The 17,654-nt window shown below is 61.6% G+C and carries 16 protein-coding genes; 4 read left to right on the forward strand and 12 right to left on the reverse strand.

Annotated elements, in window-relative coordinates:
- Nucleotides 1–141: 141 nt before the first annotated feature.
- From QLG12_RS09775 to QLG12_RS09785, 3 genes are all read right to left on the reverse strand, one after another.
- Nucleotides 142–1,527, reverse strand: a complete 1,386-nt coding sequence (locus tag QLG12_RS09775) for a VOC family protein (protein ID WP_282474390.1) — start codon at nucleotides 1,525–1,527, stop codon at nucleotides 142–144.
- A 111-nt stretch (nucleotides 1,528–1,638) separates the two neighbouring features.
- Nucleotides 1,639–2,577 (reverse strand): alpha/beta fold hydrolase, encoded by a 939-nt coding sequence (locus QLG12_RS09780; RefSeq protein ID WP_011333489.1) that lies wholly within the window; start codon nucleotides 2,575–2,577, stop codon nucleotides 1,639–1,641.
- A gap of 16 nt (nucleotides 2,578–2,593) precedes the next feature.
- Entirely contained in the window at nucleotides 2,594–4,048 is a 1,455-nt protein-coding gene (locus QLG12_RS09785; protein ID WP_282474391.1) for an NAD(P)/FAD-dependent oxidoreductase, read from the reverse strand.
- Between the two features lie 190 nt (nucleotides 4,049–4,238).
- Between QLG12_RS09785 and QLG12_RS09790 the strand changes: the two genes are divergently transcribed.
- Together QLG12_RS09790 and QLG12_RS09795 are read left to right on the forward strand one after the other, a co-directional pair.
- Entirely contained in the window at nucleotides 4,239–5,312 is a 1,074-nt protein-coding gene (locus tag QLG12_RS09790) for a diguanylate cyclase (RefSeq protein ID WP_282474392.1), read from the forward strand.
- Nucleotides 5,313–5,396: 84 nt separating this feature from the next.
- Entirely contained in the window at nucleotides 5,397–6,623 is a 1,227-nt protein-coding gene (locus tag QLG12_RS09795) for a M20/M25/M40 family metallo-hydrolase (protein ID WP_282474393.1), read from the forward strand.
- Between the two features lie 88 nt (nucleotides 6,624–6,711).
- On the opposite strand, the gene QLG12_RS09800 is transcribed toward QLG12_RS09795, so the two are convergent.
- The 8 genes from QLG12_RS09800 to QLG12_RS09835 all read right to left on the reverse strand — a co-directional run bounded on the left by QLG12_RS09800 (nucleotide 6,712) and on the right by QLG12_RS09835 (nucleotide 14,969).
- Nucleotides 6,712–7,581 carry an oxaloacetate decarboxylase gene (locus QLG12_RS09800; protein WP_007956238.1) on the reverse strand — a complete coding sequence of 290 codons (870 nt, stop codon included), beginning with the start codon at nucleotides 7,579–7,581 and terminating at the stop codon, nucleotides 6,712–6,714.
- Between the two features lie 160 nt (nucleotides 7,582–7,741).
- Nucleotides 7,742–8,776, reverse strand: coding sequence for an arginine N-succinyltransferase (astA, locus tag QLG12_RS09805; protein ID WP_197871012.1), 1,035 nt, complete (start codon nucleotides 8,774–8,776; stop codon nucleotides 7,742–7,744).
- A gap of 55 nt (nucleotides 8,777–8,831) precedes the next feature.
- Nucleotides 8,832–9,848: an arginine N-succinyltransferase gene (locus tag QLG12_RS09810; RefSeq protein WP_282474394.1), complete on the reverse strand. Its 1,017-nt coding sequence runs from the start codon at nucleotides 9,846–9,848 to the stop codon at nucleotides 8,832–8,834.
- Nucleotides 9,849–9,966: 118 nt separating this feature from the next.
- Nucleotides 9,967–11,316 (reverse strand): APC family permease, encoded by a 1,350-nt coding sequence (locus QLG12_RS09815; RefSeq protein WP_085686274.1) that lies wholly within the window; start codon nucleotides 11,314–11,316, stop codon nucleotides 9,967–9,969.
- An 87-nt stretch (nucleotides 11,317–11,403) separates the two neighbouring features.
- Nucleotides 11,404–12,156 (reverse strand): N-formylglutamate amidohydrolase, encoded by a 753-nt coding sequence (locus QLG12_RS09820; protein ID WP_282474395.1) that lies wholly within the window; start codon nucleotides 12,154–12,156, stop codon nucleotides 11,404–11,406.
- Entirely contained in the window at nucleotides 12,140–13,471 is a 1,332-nt protein-coding gene (locus QLG12_RS09825) for a glutamine synthetase (protein WP_282474396.1), read from the reverse strand. Before QLG12_RS09825 ends, QLG12_RS09820 begins: the two co-directional genes overlap by 17 nt.
- A complete protein-coding gene (locus QLG12_RS09830) occupies nucleotides 13,468–14,112 on the reverse strand; it encodes an isochorismatase family cysteine hydrolase (RefSeq protein ID WP_197871020.1) in 645 nt (214 codons plus the stop codon). The genes QLG12_RS09825 and QLG12_RS09830 overlap by 4 nt, the downstream gene beginning before the upstream one ends.
- 2 nt (nucleotides 14,113–14,114) lie before the next feature.
- On the reverse strand, nucleotides 14,115–14,969 hold the full coding sequence (locus QLG12_RS09835) for a MurR/RpiR family transcriptional regulator (RefSeq protein ID WP_197871022.1): 855 nt from the start codon (nucleotides 14,967–14,969) through the stop codon (nucleotides 14,115–14,117).
- A 320-nt stretch (nucleotides 14,970–15,289) separates the two neighbouring features.
- Here QLG12_RS09835 and QLG12_RS09840 point away from each other — a divergent pair, with 320 nt between their 5' ends.
- Nucleotides 15,290–15,862 (forward strand): phosphoglycerate mutase family protein, encoded by a 573-nt coding sequence (locus QLG12_RS09840; protein ID WP_282474397.1) that lies wholly within the window; start codon nucleotides 15,290–15,292, stop codon nucleotides 15,860–15,862.
- Nucleotides 15,859–16,614, forward strand: coding sequence for a precorrin-6A synthase (deacetylating) (gene cobF / locus QLG12_RS09845; protein ID WP_282474398.1), 756 nt, complete (start codon nucleotides 15,859–15,861; stop codon nucleotides 16,612–16,614). Before QLG12_RS09840 ends, cobF begins: the two co-directional genes overlap by 4 nt.
- On the opposite strand, the gene ftrA is transcribed toward cobF, so the two are convergent.
- Nucleotides 16,583–17,572 (reverse strand): transcriptional regulator FtrA, encoded by a 990-nt coding sequence (ftrA, locus tag QLG12_RS09850; protein WP_197871028.1) that lies wholly within the window; start codon nucleotides 17,570–17,572, stop codon nucleotides 16,583–16,585. The two genes, cobF and ftrA, sit on opposite strands and share 32 nt — an antisense overlap.
- Between the last annotated feature and the right edge of the window lie 82 nt (nucleotides 17,573–17,654).

Here is a 17,654-nt window from a genome sequence, read left to right on the forward strand (position 1 = left end):
GCGCAAGAAGTTGCGCAGTACTGCGCAACTTCTTGCGCACTTGGCTGGAGGCCTTGAAACACATGGCCTCCAGCGGAATCGGTGAGCATTTTTACGAAACAAGTGCGCAACTTCTTGCGCAGTATGGCCAATCGCCGCTTTTTACGCGGATCGGGTAATTGCAGCGAGGCATTCCTCGATTGAGCGTTGCTGGGTTTCGGCATACAGGCCCAACTCATCAATGGTCGAACGCCCCAGGGCCAGCTCGAACGCCTGTCGGTTGGAATGTTCGCCATAGTGCGTCTGCGCTGCATCCCCCAGGTTCGACTGAAAAATCCCTGCCGCACTCACAGGCAGGAAATCTTCGTACACCAGCGGTTCGGCTTTCACATAGCCGTAGCGCAACAATGCTTGCAGCGAGGCATCAGCGGGACGACCCGCCGCCAGCCCTTTGTCTGTCAGGAAATAACGGAAGTACGCCAGTTCCTGCTCGCGCATGCCCTCGAGGCTGTCAGGGAATTCGCTGAAATGCTGGGTCATCAGCGCGTTGTAACGTGAGGCGTTGGCTTCGTTGGGGAAATCGCCCAGTTCATCGCGCGCCGCGTTCAGCAGTCGGTCGTATAACGCACGGCCCTTGGGGGTCAGCGCTGCGCCACGCTGTTCGATTTCGCCGAAGCGGGCGCTGTGGCTGCCGCGGGTTTGTGTCTGGTCGGTGAAGGCGATCGGCTCGTCCAGCGCCTTGAAACTGGTCTGACGCAACAGGATCGGATGCTGCCGGCGCGGCGGGCCTTCGATCACCGCTTTGGGCGTGATGCCATGCAGCGGCATCTGTGCCTGGACGATGTCGATGTCCAGCGTGCGCGGGGTCAAGTGGTTGATGTGCGGGCCCTTGAACGCGACGACATCGGCGATCAAGCGATGCTGGGCGCTGAGCGTCTGGTATTGCTCGGCGGTGACGGTGGCGCTGTGGTGCCAGCGAAAAGTCTCCAGCGCTTGCAGGACAAATTCCCCGGCCTCGGATTCAGTCAGCCCGCCAGCGGCTTCGGCCTGTTCGATCAACCTTAGCGCCGATGGCGTAAAGATCGAACGCTTATCCAGCACCGATTGCGCGAAGGCCCGCAGCTCGGGGTCTTCAATCAATTCCAGTCGCAACAACGAAGTGAACACCCGAAACGGGCTGACCTGCAGCGCATTTTCATGCACCGCGCGAAACGCCGTGGAGTGCACCGGCACCCCGGCAGGGGTCAGGTCGTAATAGCCCACCGGTTGCATGCCCATCACTGCGAACAAACGGGCGAGGGTGGCGAGCTCGGCGGCGGTGCCGACGCGGATCGCGCCGTGGCGCTCCATGTCCAGCCGTTCGATCTCACCGGTGCTTTGCAGTTGGCTGGCGATCTGCGGCTCGCGTGCCAGCACGTCGCGGTTGGTCTGTTCCACCAGCTCCATCAACGCGCCGTACAGCGGCACTTCTTCGCGGTACATGTCGGACATCGCTTTGGAGAAGCGTTGGCGGATCAGGTCGGGGCTGACGAAAGGCTGCACGGTCATGAAAAAAATTCCTGGCACGGTCACGTAAAAGGTGTTGGAAAAGATCGCAGCCTTCGCTGACGCGGGCAAACGAAGAATCCTACGGACTTCATTCTGCCAACGACTGACCGTTTACCTGTCCTGACGCGAATGCTCCCCCAGAAACTCCCGATACAGACGTGCCGTGTTCGACGGTTGCTCGACCATCGGCATATGGCCGACGCCATCCCAGACATCGACCCGCAGATTGCTGATGCCTTTGCTCCACACCGGCACGCTGCTGACGTCGATCAACCGGTCCTTGCGGCCCCAGAGCAACAGCGCCGGGCATTTGATGTCCGGCAGTTTCGGCTCCATCGGCGGGCTGGCGCGAAAATCCCGGAAGATCTCTTCCAGTTCGTCGCGGCATTGTTCGTAACGCTGGGCGATGGCGTCCAGCACCAGGCCGGGCACCCACGGTGGCGAGGCCATGGTCATGGCATAGAAGCGTCGGAATTCTTCCCGGGAATTGATCAGGAACGGATTGTGCCCACGGGCCAGGTGGCGCTCCATGTCGCTGGGCTCGGGCGCAGTGACGCCCGCCGGGTCGATCAGCGCTACCGAAGCGATGCGATCCGGGTAGGTCGCCGCCAGCCACGCGGCGATGTAGCCGCCCATGGAGTTGCCGATCACGTGGACTTTCTCGACGCCGCAGACGTCGAGCAACTGGATCATGCGCTTGGCCTGCACCGGAATATCGTAGCCACCGCCGGCCTTGAAGCCGGTTTCACCGTGGCCGGCCAGGTCCGGGATGATCACCCGATACTGCCCGACAAAATGCCTGGCGAAGCGCAGCCACAGGTTCTTTTCGGCGCTGTAGCCGTGCAGCATCAAGATGCTGCTCGACGCTTCGTAAGGCCCGCCTTGCCAGGTCGACACGGTCATTTCGGCGATCGGCACTTCGATCTTGTGCAACCGGTACAGCCTGGCCTCAAGGGCCGCGCTCAGATCGTAGAGCCAGTGGCCGACCGCCGGGTAACTCAACCAGCTCCAGGCCACGAAAACCGCGAGGGCGACAAACAGCAAAAGCATCGTGGGTCTTCCTTGTTCAAGACAGAATGTGGTCGGCCGGTTTCAGCGCCCGGGTCAACCGGTGGTAGCTGAAACTGAAGCCGGGGAACATCGCGATCACGTGACCGCTCCTGCTTTGATACCAACTGTGGCAGCCGCCGGTTTTCCAGACCGTGCGCTCCATTTCCCGGTGAATCATCTGAGTGTAGGTACGTTCTGCTTCGCGGCGAACTTCGATGCTGCGCAGACCTTTGGCCTGCACCGTGCGGATGCAGTCGAGGATGTAGTTCATCTGCGATTCGATGATGAACAGCGCCGACGTATGCCCGATGCCGGTGTTCGGCCCGGTGACGATAAACAGGTTGGGAAAGTCCGGCAGGCTGGTGCCGAGGTAGGCGCGCGGGTATTGCGCCCACACGTCGCGCAGTTGCACGGCGTTTTTTCCGCTGACCGGGTAGGAAATCACGCCGTCGGTGGCGTCGTAACCGGTCGACCAGACGATCAGATCGACGTCGATGTGCTGGCCGCCCGTGGTAACGATCCCGGTTTCGTCGAGGCTGGCGATGCCCTGTTCGCGGCTGTGCAACGTGACGTTGGGCCGGGTCAGCGCCGGATAGTAGGTGCTGGAGACCAATACCCGTTTGCAGCCGATGGTGAAGTCCGGTGTGAGTTTTTTCCGCAACTCGGGGTCAGCCACCTGGTGTTTGAGAAACTTCAGGGCGTGTCGCTGCACCATGTGAATCGCCGGTTTCGAGTATTTGAAGGCGATGACCCGGGTTTCGAATTGCCAATAGATCATCCAGCGCAGCAGTTTGTAGGCCGGTTTCAGACCCAGCAACCAGCGCTGGAACCGCCCGAATGTACGGTCGGCCCGGGGCAGCACCCAGTGCGCGGTGCGCTGAAACACATGCAAATGGGCGACCTTCGGTGCAATCGCCGGAATCACCTGAGCCGCACTGGCACCGCTGCCGACAATCGCTACCCGTTTACCGTGATAGTCGTAACTGTGATCCCAATGGTTTGTGTGAAAAGTCTTGCCCTGAAAGCGATCCTGACCGGGGAAGTGTGGGATAACCGGTTGGCTCAACGGCCCGGTGGCATTGATCAGGAACTGCGCATAAAAAATGCCTTTGGTGCCAGTGTGTACGGCCCAGCGTTTTTCGGTGTCGTCCCATTCGACGCGCTCGACGTTGGCCTTCAGTTCCACCCGGTCGCGCAGGCCGAAGCGTTCGATTACATGGTCGGTGTAGCGGTGCAGTTCGGCCTGTTCGGCGAACATCTGCGTCCAGCGATAAGGCGCAAATGACAAGGAATACAGCGGCGACGGCACATCCACCGCTGCGCCGGGGTAGGTGTTCTGGCACCAGGTGCCACCGAAAAAGTCGCGGCGTTCCAGCAAGCGAAAGTCGTCGATACCCGCCTTGAGCAGATTGACCGCCGCGCACTGGCCGCCAAAACCGCTGCCGATAATCAACACTTGGTAGGTCTGCATGGGCCTCCTTCTTAGAGTCTTTTTTCCATTTTCCCCCTTTCATGTATAGCCAATCATTTGCCTGCCGTGTGGTGCTGATGACGGGGTATTCGGCCCGCTGGCCGGTGATGGCTATTTAACGTTGCCCTGATAGACTCCCAGCACATCCGGTCTGCGGTCTGCGCGGTGCCGTCGAGTGGTCGAGGCCCTTATGGGAAGAACGGGAGGAAAGGGACTTTCACTGGCCAGGAGGCTCTATACATCGCGAATCCTCGGGCTGGTCCTGGGGCTTTTGTGCGTGAGCGTCGCGATGTACCCGCTCGATCCCCCCGCCTGGGTCTGGGCGCTGATGCTGTTCAACGGCCTGGTCTGGCCGCACCTTGCGTATCAATGGGCCCGCCGGGCGAAGGTTCCGTACCACGCCGAACACCGCAACCTGTTGATCGACGCCTTTCTCGGCGGCTTCTGGGTCGCCGCCATGCACTTCAATCCCTTGCCCAGCGCCACGACCATTTCGATGATGGCGATGAACAACGTTGCCATCGGCGGCCTGCGTTTTCTGCTGGCCGGGGCGGCGGCGCAGTTGCTTGGCGTGGGTGTCGGGCTGGTGGTGTTTGCCCCGGCGTTCGTCCCGATGACCACACCGGCACAGCTTTATGCCTGTCTGCCGTTGTTGACGCTGTATCCGCTGGCGCTGGGCTGGATCTGCTTTCGCCAGGCCTACACCCTCGGCTTGCATAAACGTGAACTTCTGGCCCTGAGCCGCACCGACAGCCTCACCGGTCTGCTCAATCACGGCGCCTGGAAGGATCAACTGGAAATCCAGTTCGAACGCTGCAAGCGTCAGCAGACCGGTGCCGCGATTGCGCTGATCGACATCGACCACTTCAAGGCGATCAATGACACCTATGGCCACGTGGCCGGCGATATCGTCCTGCGCCAGTTGAGCAAGATGCTCAAGCAGAACCTGCGCATGGCCGATGTGGCGGGGCGATACGGCGGTGACGAGTTCTGCGTGATCCTGCCGGACTTGCCGCTGTTCAATGCGGCGCAGGCGATGGAAGCGTTGCGTGAGCGTTTTTCCTTTCTGGTGTATGACCAGAATCCGGCGCTGAAAGTCAGCCTGAGCATTGGTCTGGCGGCGCTCGACCCGGCTCACGGCGACGCGACGCGCTGGCTCGATGACGCCGATCAGGCACTGTATGAAGCCAAGGCCGGCGGACGTAACCGGGTGATTTGCTGCAGCGATAACAACCCGCGACGCGAGGTATTCGATTCGGTTTGAACAGATCGGGTGTCGCATCGGGGATAGAGCCTTGGGCGGATGTCAGGTACGGTTCAGTACCCGACACGAAACAAGGATTGATTCATGACGTTCAAATTCCGTCGTTCTCTGCTGGCCGGCCTGTCCCTCACTTTTGCAGCCTCCTGTGTCTTTGCCGAACCGCACAAACAGGTGCTGGCCGACGCCGAGCAATACCAACCCGAAGCCCTGAAACTGCTCGAGCGCCTGGTCAATATCGACTCCGGTTCCGGCTATGAACCGGGGCTCAAGCAAGTCAGCGACATCGCCATCGATGAGCTGAAAAAGCTCGGCGCCACCATCGAACTGGTGCCCAACACCCCAGAAAAAACCAACCACGTGCTCGCCACGCTCAAAGGCACCGGCAAGGCGAAAATACTGCTGATGGCGCACATGGACACGGTGTTCAAGGAAGGCTCCGCCGCCGAGCGACCGTTCCACATCAAGGACGGCCGCGCCTACGGGCCGGGCGTGATGGACGACAAGGGCGGGATCGTCGCCGGCATCTATGCGCTGAAAATCCTCAAAAACCTCGACTTCAAGGACTACGCGCAAATCACTTTCCTGCTCGATGCCAGCGAAGAAACCGGCTCGGACGTCGCCACCGACCTGATCAAGAAAACCGCCAAGCTGCACGACGTCACCCTCAACCTCGAGCCGGGCCGTCCGGCTGATGGTCTGGTGGTTTGGCGCAAGGGCAGCGCCACCGCGCTGGTGGAGGTCAAGGGCAAGGCCGCTCACGCCGGCGTCGCACCGGAACTGGGGCGCAACGCGGCGATGGAAGCGGCGCACCAGATCCTGCAACTGGGCAAGCTCGGCGACGAAGCCAAGAAAACCACCATCAACTTCACCGTGCTCAAGGCTGGCGACCGCACCAACGTGATCCCGGATCAGGCCACGGCCAAGGCTGACGTGCGTGCAGCGGTGCCGGAAGAGTTCGACCGGATCGAGAAGGATCTGGCGCGGGTGTCCCAGGACAAGCTGATTCCTGACACCGAGGTGAAGACTTCATTGCAACGCGGCTTGCCGCCAATGCCGCAGACGCCGGAGTCGGATCGCTTGATGGCGATGGCGCAAGGGATTTACGGCGAAATTGGCCGCAAGTTGACCGAGGAAGGTAGTGGCGGGGCGGCGGATGCGAGCCTGTCGGCCGGGGTGGGGACGCCGACGCTGGACGGGTTCGGGATTGTCGGCGGCAACATTCATACGCCGGAGGAATACGCGGAGGTGGAGAGCGTGGCGCCGCGGATTTATCTGTTGTCGCGGATGATTATGGAGTTGGCTAAACGGTAACGGCAGGCAGCGGTTTCGCGGCGGGCGCCATGCGAGTGAACTCGTGATGGCGTCGGGCCGCTCTGCCTCTTTGTAGCGTGGTGCGAGGTTACTCTTTGACGCTCATGTATTCCTTGGCCCAGAGGATGTATTCCTCAGGCTGGGTGTAGGTGTGGGTCAGTTCGGTGGCGCTCAGGTCCGAGGCCTGGGTGAAGATCTGGCGCTGTTCGCGCAGGCTGTCGTAAGTCGCCTTGATCGCCGCGAAGTAAGCACCGTGGCCGTCGATGGTGACGCGCACGCCCAGTTCGGCCAGGCGTTTGTCGTCGCGCAGCGCCGGGTTGCCGTAGGTCACCAGCATCAGCGGGACGGTCAGGTGTTCGGCGATTTGCTCGAGTTGGTCGAAGTCCTGGATGCCAACCATGCAGATACCGTCGGCGCCTGCGGCCTGGTATTGCTTGGTGCGGCTGATGATTTCCTGGTTCGGCAGGATCCCGGCGTTGGTCCGCGCGATGATCGCCATTTCCGAATCGACCCGGGCTTCCAGTGCTGCGCGGATCTTGCCGACGCCTTCGGCGACGGTGATCAGGTCGGTGGATTTACGGCCGAACTGGGCCGGCAGCAGGGTATCTTCGATGGTCAGCGCGGCGACACCGGCGCGTTCCAGTTCGACGATGGTGCGCATTACGTTCAGGGCGTTGCCGTAGCCGTGGTCGGCGTCGGCGATCACCGGCAATTGGGCGACACGGCCGATGCGGGTGGCCTGTTCAGCGAATTCGCTGAGGGTGATCAGGGCAAAGTCCGGAGCGCCCAGAACCTGCAACGAGGCGACCGAGCCGCCGAGAATCCCAACTTCAAAACCCAGGTCAGCGGCAATGCGGGCGGACATCGGATCGAACACCGAGGCTGTGTGATAGCAGGTGTCGGAAGCCAGCAGCTGACGGAAGTTACGGCGCAAATCTTGATGAGAAAGCCTGGTCATACGAGTTCCACCAATACAAAGGAATGGAAAGGCTTGAGCAAAGGTGTCAACGCCGAAGGTGAAAAGGCTATCACGCGAATGGGTCAAGAATCATGACGAATTAACGAGGACGTTAACCAGGAAAAACCTGTTCAGGCTTTCTTGCTGCAGGCAGAGGCGCTCAGGCCGCCACCGCCTGCTGCTGTTGATTGGGTAACGGCACCGCCCGCACCGAATTACCCGGTTGCAATTGCAGGCGTTTGGCAGTGAGACGGTCGATCACCAGACTGCTGCCTACCCGGCGTCCCGCCGCGACGGTAATGCGGCAGTTTTCCAGGCGTCGGTTGTGGATCAGCCACAGCGGCGCCTGATCGTCCGGCGTGCCAATGCTCAGGGTCAGTTCCAGGCTGTCGCGCACCGTGCGGATGCTGCGGATCGGCGCCTCGATGACCGGGCCGCCGTCAAAAATGTCGATGTAGCCCTTATGGGCGAAACCCTCGGCCTGGAGAATCTTCAGTGCCGGCTCGGTGTTGGGGTGGGCCTGGCCGATCACGGCCTGGGCCTGTTCGGTGAGCAGGCAGGTGTACAGCGGCTGGCGTGGCATCAGTTCGGCGATGAACGCCTTGTTGCCCAGCCCGGACAAGTGGTCGGCGTGACTGAAATCCATCTGGAAGAAGTGTCGGCCCAGACTGTCCCAGAACGGCGAACAGCCTTGTTCGTCGGCGCTGCCACGCAGTTCGGCAATCATCTTTTCGCCGAACAGGTGCGGGAACTCAGCGACAAACAGCAAACGCCCCAGCGACAGCAGACGTCCATTGCTGCCGTGGCGCTGATCGTGGCGCAGGAACAGCGAGCACAGTTCCGATTGGCCGGTCAGTTCATTGTTGAGAAACAGGGTCGGGATCTGCCGCTGGATGCCAAGATCCGGTGCCGAACTGACGGTCAGCCCGACCCGGTAGTTGTACCAGGGCTCGCGCAAGCCGACGGCGCCGGCCAGGGCGCTGACCCCGACCACTCGCTGCTCGTCGTCTTCAAGCACGAACAGATAATCGGCATCGGCCCGCTCGACCTGTTCGGCGAACGCCCGTTGCGCCCAGCGTACCCGGTGGGCCAGGCGATCTTCATTGGCGGGCAGGGTGGTGAACCCCGGCCCGGCCTGTTGCACCAGCGTCATCAACGCTGGCAGGTCGCTGACTTGGACCGGACGGACAATCATGCTGCAACTCCTTTTGCGCGCCAGTTCGGGCACTGTCGTTGGGTAGGGGCGCGGTTCACAGGGCAATTACCCGGATCGTGCCGCCAGCGCGGACGTTGAGCGCCGCGCACAGGGCCGGGTCAAGCGCCAGGGGCTGACCGGGCTGATAATCCAGCTCGGCGACCACGGCCCGAAAACCATGCAGAGCATCGTTGCTCACCAGATAGCGACCGCGAGCATCGATCAGGGGTTCCTCCTGAACCTTGGCTGTCTGGCTAAGGGCGATCGAACGAATATTGGCGGTGCGTGCATATAAGGTCGGGCCGGCATCGAACAGATCGATGTAGCTGTTGGTTTCAAAACCCTCGCGCTCGAGGATGTCGAAAGCTTCCTGGCCGTCCGGGTGGATGCGGCCGATGCAGTCCTGCGCCGCCTGCGGCAGCATCGGCACGTAGATCGGATATTGCGGCATCAGTTCGGCGAGAAACGTACGGCTCTGCAAGCCGCACAGTCGCTCGGCCTCGACGTAGGGCAGGTCGAAGAAATGTTTGCCCAGCGCATCCCAGAACGGTGAATGGCCTTGCTCGTCGCTGTAGCCGACGATTTCAGTGATCACTGCTTCGGCAAAACGTGACGCATGGGCGGCGATGAACAGCAGCCTTGCCCGCGACAGCAATTCGGAAAACGGCGTGCGCACCAGTGCCGCGTCGATGTGGAAACCGCGCAGCAGTGTGTGTCCGCTCAGGTCGTGGCACAGCGACAGCGCCGGCACGCCGTGCTCGATGTTCAGCTCCCGCGAAGCGCTGGTGAAGTGGCGGTTGCGCAGGCTGTAGAACGGCTCGTTGAAACCTGCGGTGGCGAGGATCTCCGAGCAGCCGACCAGTCGGCGGGTGTCCAGGTCTTGGAGCACGAAGAAGTAATTCTCCGGGCCCTGAGCCGCGACATCACTGTCGAACGAAGCGCAGGACGCGGCGATTTTTTCGCTCAGGCGTTCGCTGTCGTCCGGCAGGGACGTGACGCCCACCAGGCTGTCGCGCGCCAGTTGTTGCAATTGAGGCAGGTCGTTTGGCTCGACTGGACGTAAGACCAGCATGGATGCACTCCTGTATCAAAAGGTTCGGCCCATTCGCCGAACCTGACTATCACTGTCGGTTTCCACGCGTTAAATCGGCGGTCGCCTGATTTTTTGTCAGACGCCGCTCTTTTTCTTGTCAGCCATTGCTCGGGTCAGGCAGCGCGGTACTGGCGCCGAGCTTGTTCAGGAAGAACAGGTACACCAGACCCAATGCGATCCAGATCAGGCCGAGTTTTTGTGCATCGACGCCCATGTTGTACATGATGGCCGCGACGATGATGAAGCCGATCACCGGGCAGATCAGGTGACGGATCACCTGGCCGGATTTCTGCCGGCGCCAGTAGTAATTGATTACGGTCAGGTGCAGCAGCATGAAGCCGCTCAGGGCGCCGAAGTTGACCAGCGAGGTCAGGGTGTCCACCGAATTGATGAACAGGTAGCAGATCACCAGCGACAGCACGGCTACCAGATAGATGCTCAGGTACGGTGTGTTGTGTTTCGGATGCACCTTGGCCAGCACTTTCGGCAGCTTGCCGTCGCGGGCCATGCCGAACAGCAGGCGCGAGACCGCCGCTTGCGAGGTGATCGCTACCGCCACGCCCCAGGCCAAAGCGGTAGCGACACCGGTCAGGGTCGCCAGCCAGCTGCCGGCAGCGATTTCGGCGATTTCATAGAACGCGGTGTCAGCGGACTTGAAGCCCATGCCGGCTGCCAGATCGGTGGCGATCCAGGTTTGTGCGACGAAAATCACACCCATCACCACCAGAGTGATCAACGCCGCTTTGCCGACGCTGCGGCCCGGATCGCCTTTGATCTCTTCGGCGAGGGTGGAGATCGCATCGAAGCCGAGGAACGACAGCACCGCAATCGAAACCGCTTGCATCAGCAGAGCGAAGTTGAAGGTTTCCGGGTGATACAGCGGCGCCAGGGTCAACTGGCCGTTGCCGCCACCGTTGTGCAGGGCGTTCCAGGCGTAGAACAGGAAAATCCCCAGTACCACCAGCTGCGCCAGCAGGAACAGGATGTTCATGCGGGCGGTAAAGGTGATGCCGCGCAGGTTGACGAAAGTCGCGCTGACCAGGAATGCCAGAATGAAGCCGACCTTTGGGATGTCCGGATACAAGTGGTTGAGCGCCATCGCCGCGTACACGTACAGCAGCGGCGGAATCAGCAGGTAATCGAGCAGCATCAGCCAGCCGGCGATGAAGCCGACATGTTGATTCAGGCCCCGTTGCGCGTAGGAATACACCGATCCGGCAATCGGAAAGGCTCGCGCCATGCTGCCGTAGCTCAGCGCGGTGAAGACCATCGCCACCATGCCGATGATGTACGCCAAAGGCACCATCCCCGGTGCCTCGGCATTGACGTAGCCATACACGCCGAACGGGGCGATGGGGATCATGAAGATCATCCCGTACACCACCAGATCGGTCAGTGTCAGGCTACGTTTCAACTCCTGTTTGTAGCCAAACTCTTCTATTTCCATGAAGCGCAACTCCTTGTCAGCCAATCGGTCGTTTTAGTTGTTATATCGGTCCGTCGTTTACAGCGTCAGCAGTGGTTACAACAATCCTTACAACAATGGAGCCAGATAATCCGCCCAGCGAGAAACCGCTTCCGGGCTGCGCAGCAGGTCGTTGCGCACCTCGATCAACACCGACTCCAGGCCCCGGGCATCGCCGTGCACCGGCACGGTCATGTCGCCCAGCGGGTCGATCCTGTAGGGCTGGTTGCCGGCGACTTTCAGCGGATGTCGCTCCAGACCGTCGAGCATCCGCTGGGCATAGGCCCTGGCCTGACCGAACAACACGCCGACTTCCAGCTCCCGCGCCTGGCCGTAGTACACCGGGGTGAAGCTGTGAATCCCCACCACCCGCACCGGTCGACCTTCGGCCAGACGTGCATCGATCAATTGCTGCAGTCGCGTATGAAACGGCTTGAACAGGCTCTGGCGACGGTATTCGCGGGTGGCCTCGTCAAGCTCACGGTTGCCCGGCACCTGATAGATCTCGCTCTGCGCCGGAATGCTGTCGAGCGCATGCCGAGGGCGGTTGAGGTCGATCAGCAGGCGCGAATAGTTGGCGCTCAACAGCGTGGCGCCCAGTTGCTCCGACAATTGCTCGGCCAGCGCCAGGGCGCCGATGTCCCAGGCAATGTGTTCGCGCGCCGCAGTGTCATCCAGGCCCAGATTGTTCAGGGCCTCGGGGATGTAGCGACTGGCGTGTTCGCACACCAGAATCAGCGGGTGCGTCGAATCTTCACGGCTCAGGTTGTAGACCGGTCGGGTGTACAACCCAAGCTCGGCGGATTCAGTACAGGCGTGCATAGTGCTCACAAAGATCAGCGGGCGAGAGCTGTTCCGTCAGCGCCAGTTCCTCGGTTTTAAGGGCGAAATAAGTGTCGAGCAACGCGCTTGGCAGCGCTTCGACCAACGCTTCACTGCGACGCAGGCAATCCAGTGCCTGGGCCAGGGAGGCGGGCAGGGCGACGATGCCTCGGGCCTTGCGTTGTTCGTCGTTGAGTGAATCGGGTATTTCATCAGTGATGGCGTTTAGCGCCAGACGCTGCTCAATGCCCAGACGCCCGGCAATCAACAGCACGGCCATCGCCAGATGCGGCGAGGCGGTGGCATCCATCGCGCGGAATTCCAGGTTGTATTGCTTCGCCACGGGTTTGTTGCCCAGGCTCACGGTCGGGCAGATGCGCAGCGCCGCTTCGCGATTCTGCTGGCCCAGACAGGCGTAGGACGCGCTCCAGTGATGCGGTTGCAGACGTTCATACGACACCGGCGTCGGTGCGGTGAACGCGCACAGTGCCGGCAAGTAATGCAGCACGCCCGCCGCCCAGTGCTGACCGAGGGTCGACAGACCATTGCTGGTGCCGGCGTCGTAAAGCATCGGCTGACCCGCCAGATCGAGCAGGCTGACGTGCAGGTGTACGCCGTTGCACACCGCGTCGGCGGCAGTCTTCGGTGCGAAGCTCAAGTCCAGGCCCATCTGCCGGGCGATTTCGCGGGTGATCTCGCGCACGTTGACCGCGCGATCCGCCGCCGCCACGCCAAGGGTCGGGCGGCAGGTGATTTCGTATTGGTGCTTGCCGTATTCGGGCAGAAACATTTCCGGCTCGACGCCTCCGGCGCGCAGCGCACTGAGCAGCCAGCCACCGAATTCGGCGCCCTGGCGCTGGGCTTCCAGCGAGAAGGCCAGATGTTCGGCAAACCCGGCGTGCAGGTTGAATTCGTGTTCGAACGCGGCGTTGACCTGCAAGCCGAGCTCATCGCGATAGCGCTCGACCTCATTGCGCAGCAGGGTGCGCGGGCAGGCTGCCCATGGTCGGCCATCGGTTTCGCGGATGTCGCCGTGGATGAAATCCAGCGCTGGCGCTGCGGCGTCCGGGCCGTTGCCGACCGTGACGCGGCTGGCCAGATCGGGAATCAGCCGCAGATCACCATAAGCGCCCCACGGACTGGTCGAGGCGATGATGTCCTGCGGCGTCAGCGCGCTGTTGGCGGGCACCCAGCCACAACCGGCGGCCTGATAGTGCTCCAGCTCATCGCTGGGAAACGAGCGGCCACGGGTGACGCCGATCAGGTCGGTAGTGACGATGGTGGTCATCGGCAACGGCGACAGGCGTTCGCTCATGGCTGCATCTCCTGCAACCGGCCGAGCACGGTGTCGGTGTCGGTGATCCAGCAGTAGCCCTTGATCGCGTTCAGGCAGGCGTCGTGGCGTGCTTCGGTGTACGTCGCGCAGGCGTCCGCCACCAGGGTGACGAGGTAGCCACGATCGGCGGCATCGCGCACGGCCATGTCCACGCACTGGTCGGTGACGATCCCGGCGATGATCAGGTGACGGGTTTGCAGATTGCGCAGCACATAGTCGATGTTGGTCGAGTTGAAGACCCCGGACGAGGTCTTGGGCAGCACGATTTCGTTTTCCGCCGGCGTCAGTTCGGCGATGACCTGGGCCTGCGGGCTACCCTTGGGCAGGTGCATGTCCGACAGTTTGTGATCCAGCGAGCGATCGCGGCCGTCGGCGGTCAGGCTTTCGATCAGGGTGTGCAGCACGTTCTGCCGTGCGTCGCGGAAGGCGTTGAGCAGTCGGACTTGATTGGGCACCACTTGCGAGCGCGTGCGGTTGAGGAAATACGCTGCGTCCGGGCCTTCGAGGTGCGGGTCGAACTGTGGCTCGAGCCAGGCGCGCTGCATGTCCACCAGCAACAGGGCAGTGTGGTCGGTGACAAACGGCAGGTCCCGTGGCGAACGATGGGGAAGGCTGAACATCCTTATTTATCCTCCAGCAAATGGGTGTCGAAGTCGTTGCGCAGGGCATCGATGCCTTCCAGGCGATCGGCCAGGTCCGGGCTGCGCAGGGTCAGGCAAGCAATCAATGCCTCGACCTGGGCCAGCGCCGGGACCATGGTGTCGAACGGCGAAGCCGACTCCACCGGTGCGCTGATGATCATGTCGGCCAGTTCGCGCAGCGGCGAGGCGTAGATGTCGGTGAACAGCACGACACGCGCGTTGCTGTTCTTCGCTGCGCTGGCCACGCGCAGGGCCTGGGTCTGATAGCGGCGATAGTCGAACACCAGCACCACGTCCTGGCGTTGCAGATCGAACAGGCGATCGGGCAGTTGCGCGTTGTCTTCCAGCGCAAAGCAACCGGGGCGAAGCAGGCGCAAGTGGTTGAGCAGGTAAGTCGCCATCAGGCTGCTGAAGCGCCCGCCGAAGCAGTAGACCTGATGCCGGGTGTCGAGCAGCCAGTCGGCCAGAATTCGTACATCTTCCGGTTGGGTCAGGGCCTGGGTTTCGGCCAGCAGGTTGTGGCTATGAGCCAGATAATGGCTCCAGGCGTCGTCCTTGTTCTGATGCGAGCGCGGCTGCAACAGGGTACGCGGCGAGCGCAGGCGATGGTCCATGTCGCTGAGCAGGGCGTCCTGGAATTCGGCGTAACCACCGAAGCCGAGTTTTTTCACCAGCCGCACGATGGTCGGATCGCTGACGCCGGCATGTTCGGCCAGGCGCGCCATCGGGCCAAGCCCGTTGCGTGGATACTGATCGAGCAAGGCGCGAACGACTTTGCGCTCCGACGGCGTCAGGTCAAGGCCGGGGTCGGTGATCAGTTCTCTGAGAGGTGGCATCCGGGCTCCTGCTGGATGGGGTGTTGAATTCGCTTCACAATTCGTTAAAACAGTATTTATGTAACTGACGCTACATGTCTAGTGAATTTTTCCGCGTTTAAACCAAGCCCCAAAATGGCGCGGGATGCCCGTAACGTAAGGGTTACATGGATGTCGATCAGTCTTGTAGTCCATTGCCCGTTGCGGTGTCAGACATTGCCGCTTTCACACACTCAAGACATCTAATCGACTTGCCCAGGGCCTCCCGGTTTACGGCACAATCACCGTTACATCCGCGAATTTGCCGATGACCGTCCTGTCTTCCAGCCGAGTGACTCCCCGTGCAGACCACCCGTTTGACATTGATCTGCCATGCCAGAACCGTCGCACAAAAATTGGCGTGTTTTCCTACGAACGAAGCTGTTGAAGAAACGGCGTTGGCGTCCTGCTCGCTGGCTTCGCGTTTCGACACATCATTCCGTCTGATTTGTGGCCCTGAACTGCGTACTCGTCAGACGGCGGCGTGGTTTGGCCGTGAAGCGCGCATCGATCAGGCTCTGCGTGATTGCGACTGGGGAGGCTGGCAAGGTCAGTCGATCAAGGCACTGCAACAGAACGAACCCGAAGCATTGCAGGCCTGGCTTGAAGACCCACACGCCGCACCCCATGGAGGTGAGTCGGTGGCGCAACTGCGTGAGCGGGTGGTGGCGTGGCTGGTTTCACTGCAAGCCACGCCGGGGCACGTGGTGGCAGTCACCCATCCGTTCGTGATTCGCGCTGCATTGATGCAGGTTGTGCAGGGCGAGGCGTTTCACAGCCTTGATGTCGAGCCGCTGGCGGCGGTCGATCTGCGGTTTGCCGGGCGCTGGCGGCTACGCTTGTCCGGCATGAGTGTGGAAGGAGCAGAGCCATGAAGCGATTGCTGGTGATCGGCATCGGTGCCGGCAACCCGGATTACATCACGATGCAGGCGGTGAAGGCGCTGAACCGGGTGGACGTGTTTTTCCTGATGGACAAGGGCCAGAGCAAGGACAAGCTGATCGAGCTGCGGCGGGAAATCTGCGAGCGCTACATCACCGATCGTACCTACCGCTTCGCCGAGGCCCACAGCCCGGAACGCGAGCGCGGCGAGTTGGACTACAGCGCCAGCGTCGATGATCTGAACCGCGCCAAGCAGCAAACCTTCGAACGCCTGATCAATGACGAATTGGCTGACGGGCAGTGCGGCGGTTTTCTGGTGTGGGGCGATCCGGCGTTGTACGACAGCACAATCCGCATCCTGAAGGCGATTCTGGCTTCTGGGCGATGCGAGTTTGAATTCGAAGTCATTCCCGGCATCACCAGCGTTCAGGCCTTGGCGGCGCAACACAAGGTGCCGTTGAACAGCATCGGCCGCTCGATTGAGATCACCACCGGCCGACGCCTCGCGGCGGGGCAGGTGAGCGACGCCGACAGCCTGGTGGTGATGCTTGATGCCGAAGATTCCTACCACCAAGTGGCAGATCAGGAGACAGAGATTTACTGGGGCGCCTACCTCGGCACGCCGGATGAAATCCTCATCCATGGCAAGCTCGGCGACGTTGCCGATGAGATCGAACGGGTACGCAAAGCCGCGCGGGCCGAGCATGGCTGGATCATGGACACCTACCTGTTGCGCAAGCCTTGACCTCACGACCAAAGCGCTCGCGATACACCGACGGCGGCACCCCGACTACGCTGCGAAACGCCACACGAAAGCTTTCCACTGAACGATAGCCACAGCGCAGGGCGATCTGTTCGGTGTTCTGCGGCGTGCTTTCCAGCAATTCCCGGGCCCGGGCCAGACGCTCGTGTTGCAGCCACGCTTTGGGTGACTGGCCGCTGGCCTCCGTGAATTTGCGCAGGAAGGTGCGTTCGCTCATCGCCGCTTCGCTGGCCAGATCGCGCACTTCCAGCGGTTCGTGCAGGCGCTCGCGGGCCCACTGCATCACGCGTGACAGGTCGCTGCGCGGTGTCGGGCTGACCGGTGTCGGAATGAACTGCGCCTGACCGCCGGTGCGCTGCGGCGACATCACCAGCCGTCGCGCCACCGCGTTGGCGATCTGCGTGCCGAAGTCCCGCGCTACCAGATGCAGGCAGGCATCGATCCCGGCTGCGCTGCCGGCTGAAGTAATCAATTGGCCGGAATCGACGTAAAGCACGTCCGGATCGACATCAATGGCCGGGAAGCGCTCGGCCAACTCCGAGGTGTAGCGCCAGTGGGTGGTGGCACCGTGACCGTCGAGCAGGCCGCTGGCGGCCAGCACAAACACGCCCGAACAGATCGACAGCAACCGGGCGCCGCGTGAGTGGGCATCACGCAATGCTTCCAGCAAGGCTTCCGGCATCGGCGCACTGCGGTCGCGCCAGCCGGGAATGATGATGGTGCGCGCATCCGCCAACAATTCCAGACCACCGTCCGCCAGCACCTGAATCCCGCCCATGGCGCGCATCGGCCCTTGATCGACGGCGGCGATGCAGTGCTCGTACCACGGGAAATCGAACTCCGGCCGGGCCAGGCCGAAGATCTCCACGGCGATGCCGAACTCGAAGGTGCAGAGGCCGTCGTAGGCCAGAATGGCGACCAACCCAGGTGAATCAGGCATTTGGCGGAAAATTCCCGGTGAGTGTCTTGTGCGCCACTGTAGCGGCAAGCGACGGCCCGATAAAGTCTGTTCATCCCCACCG

Source organism: Pseudomonas sp. V88_4 (assembly GCF_029967985.1).
GTDB lineage: Bacteria > Pseudomonadota > Gammaproteobacteria > Pseudomonadales > Pseudomonadaceae > Aquipseudomonas > Aquipseudomonas glycinae.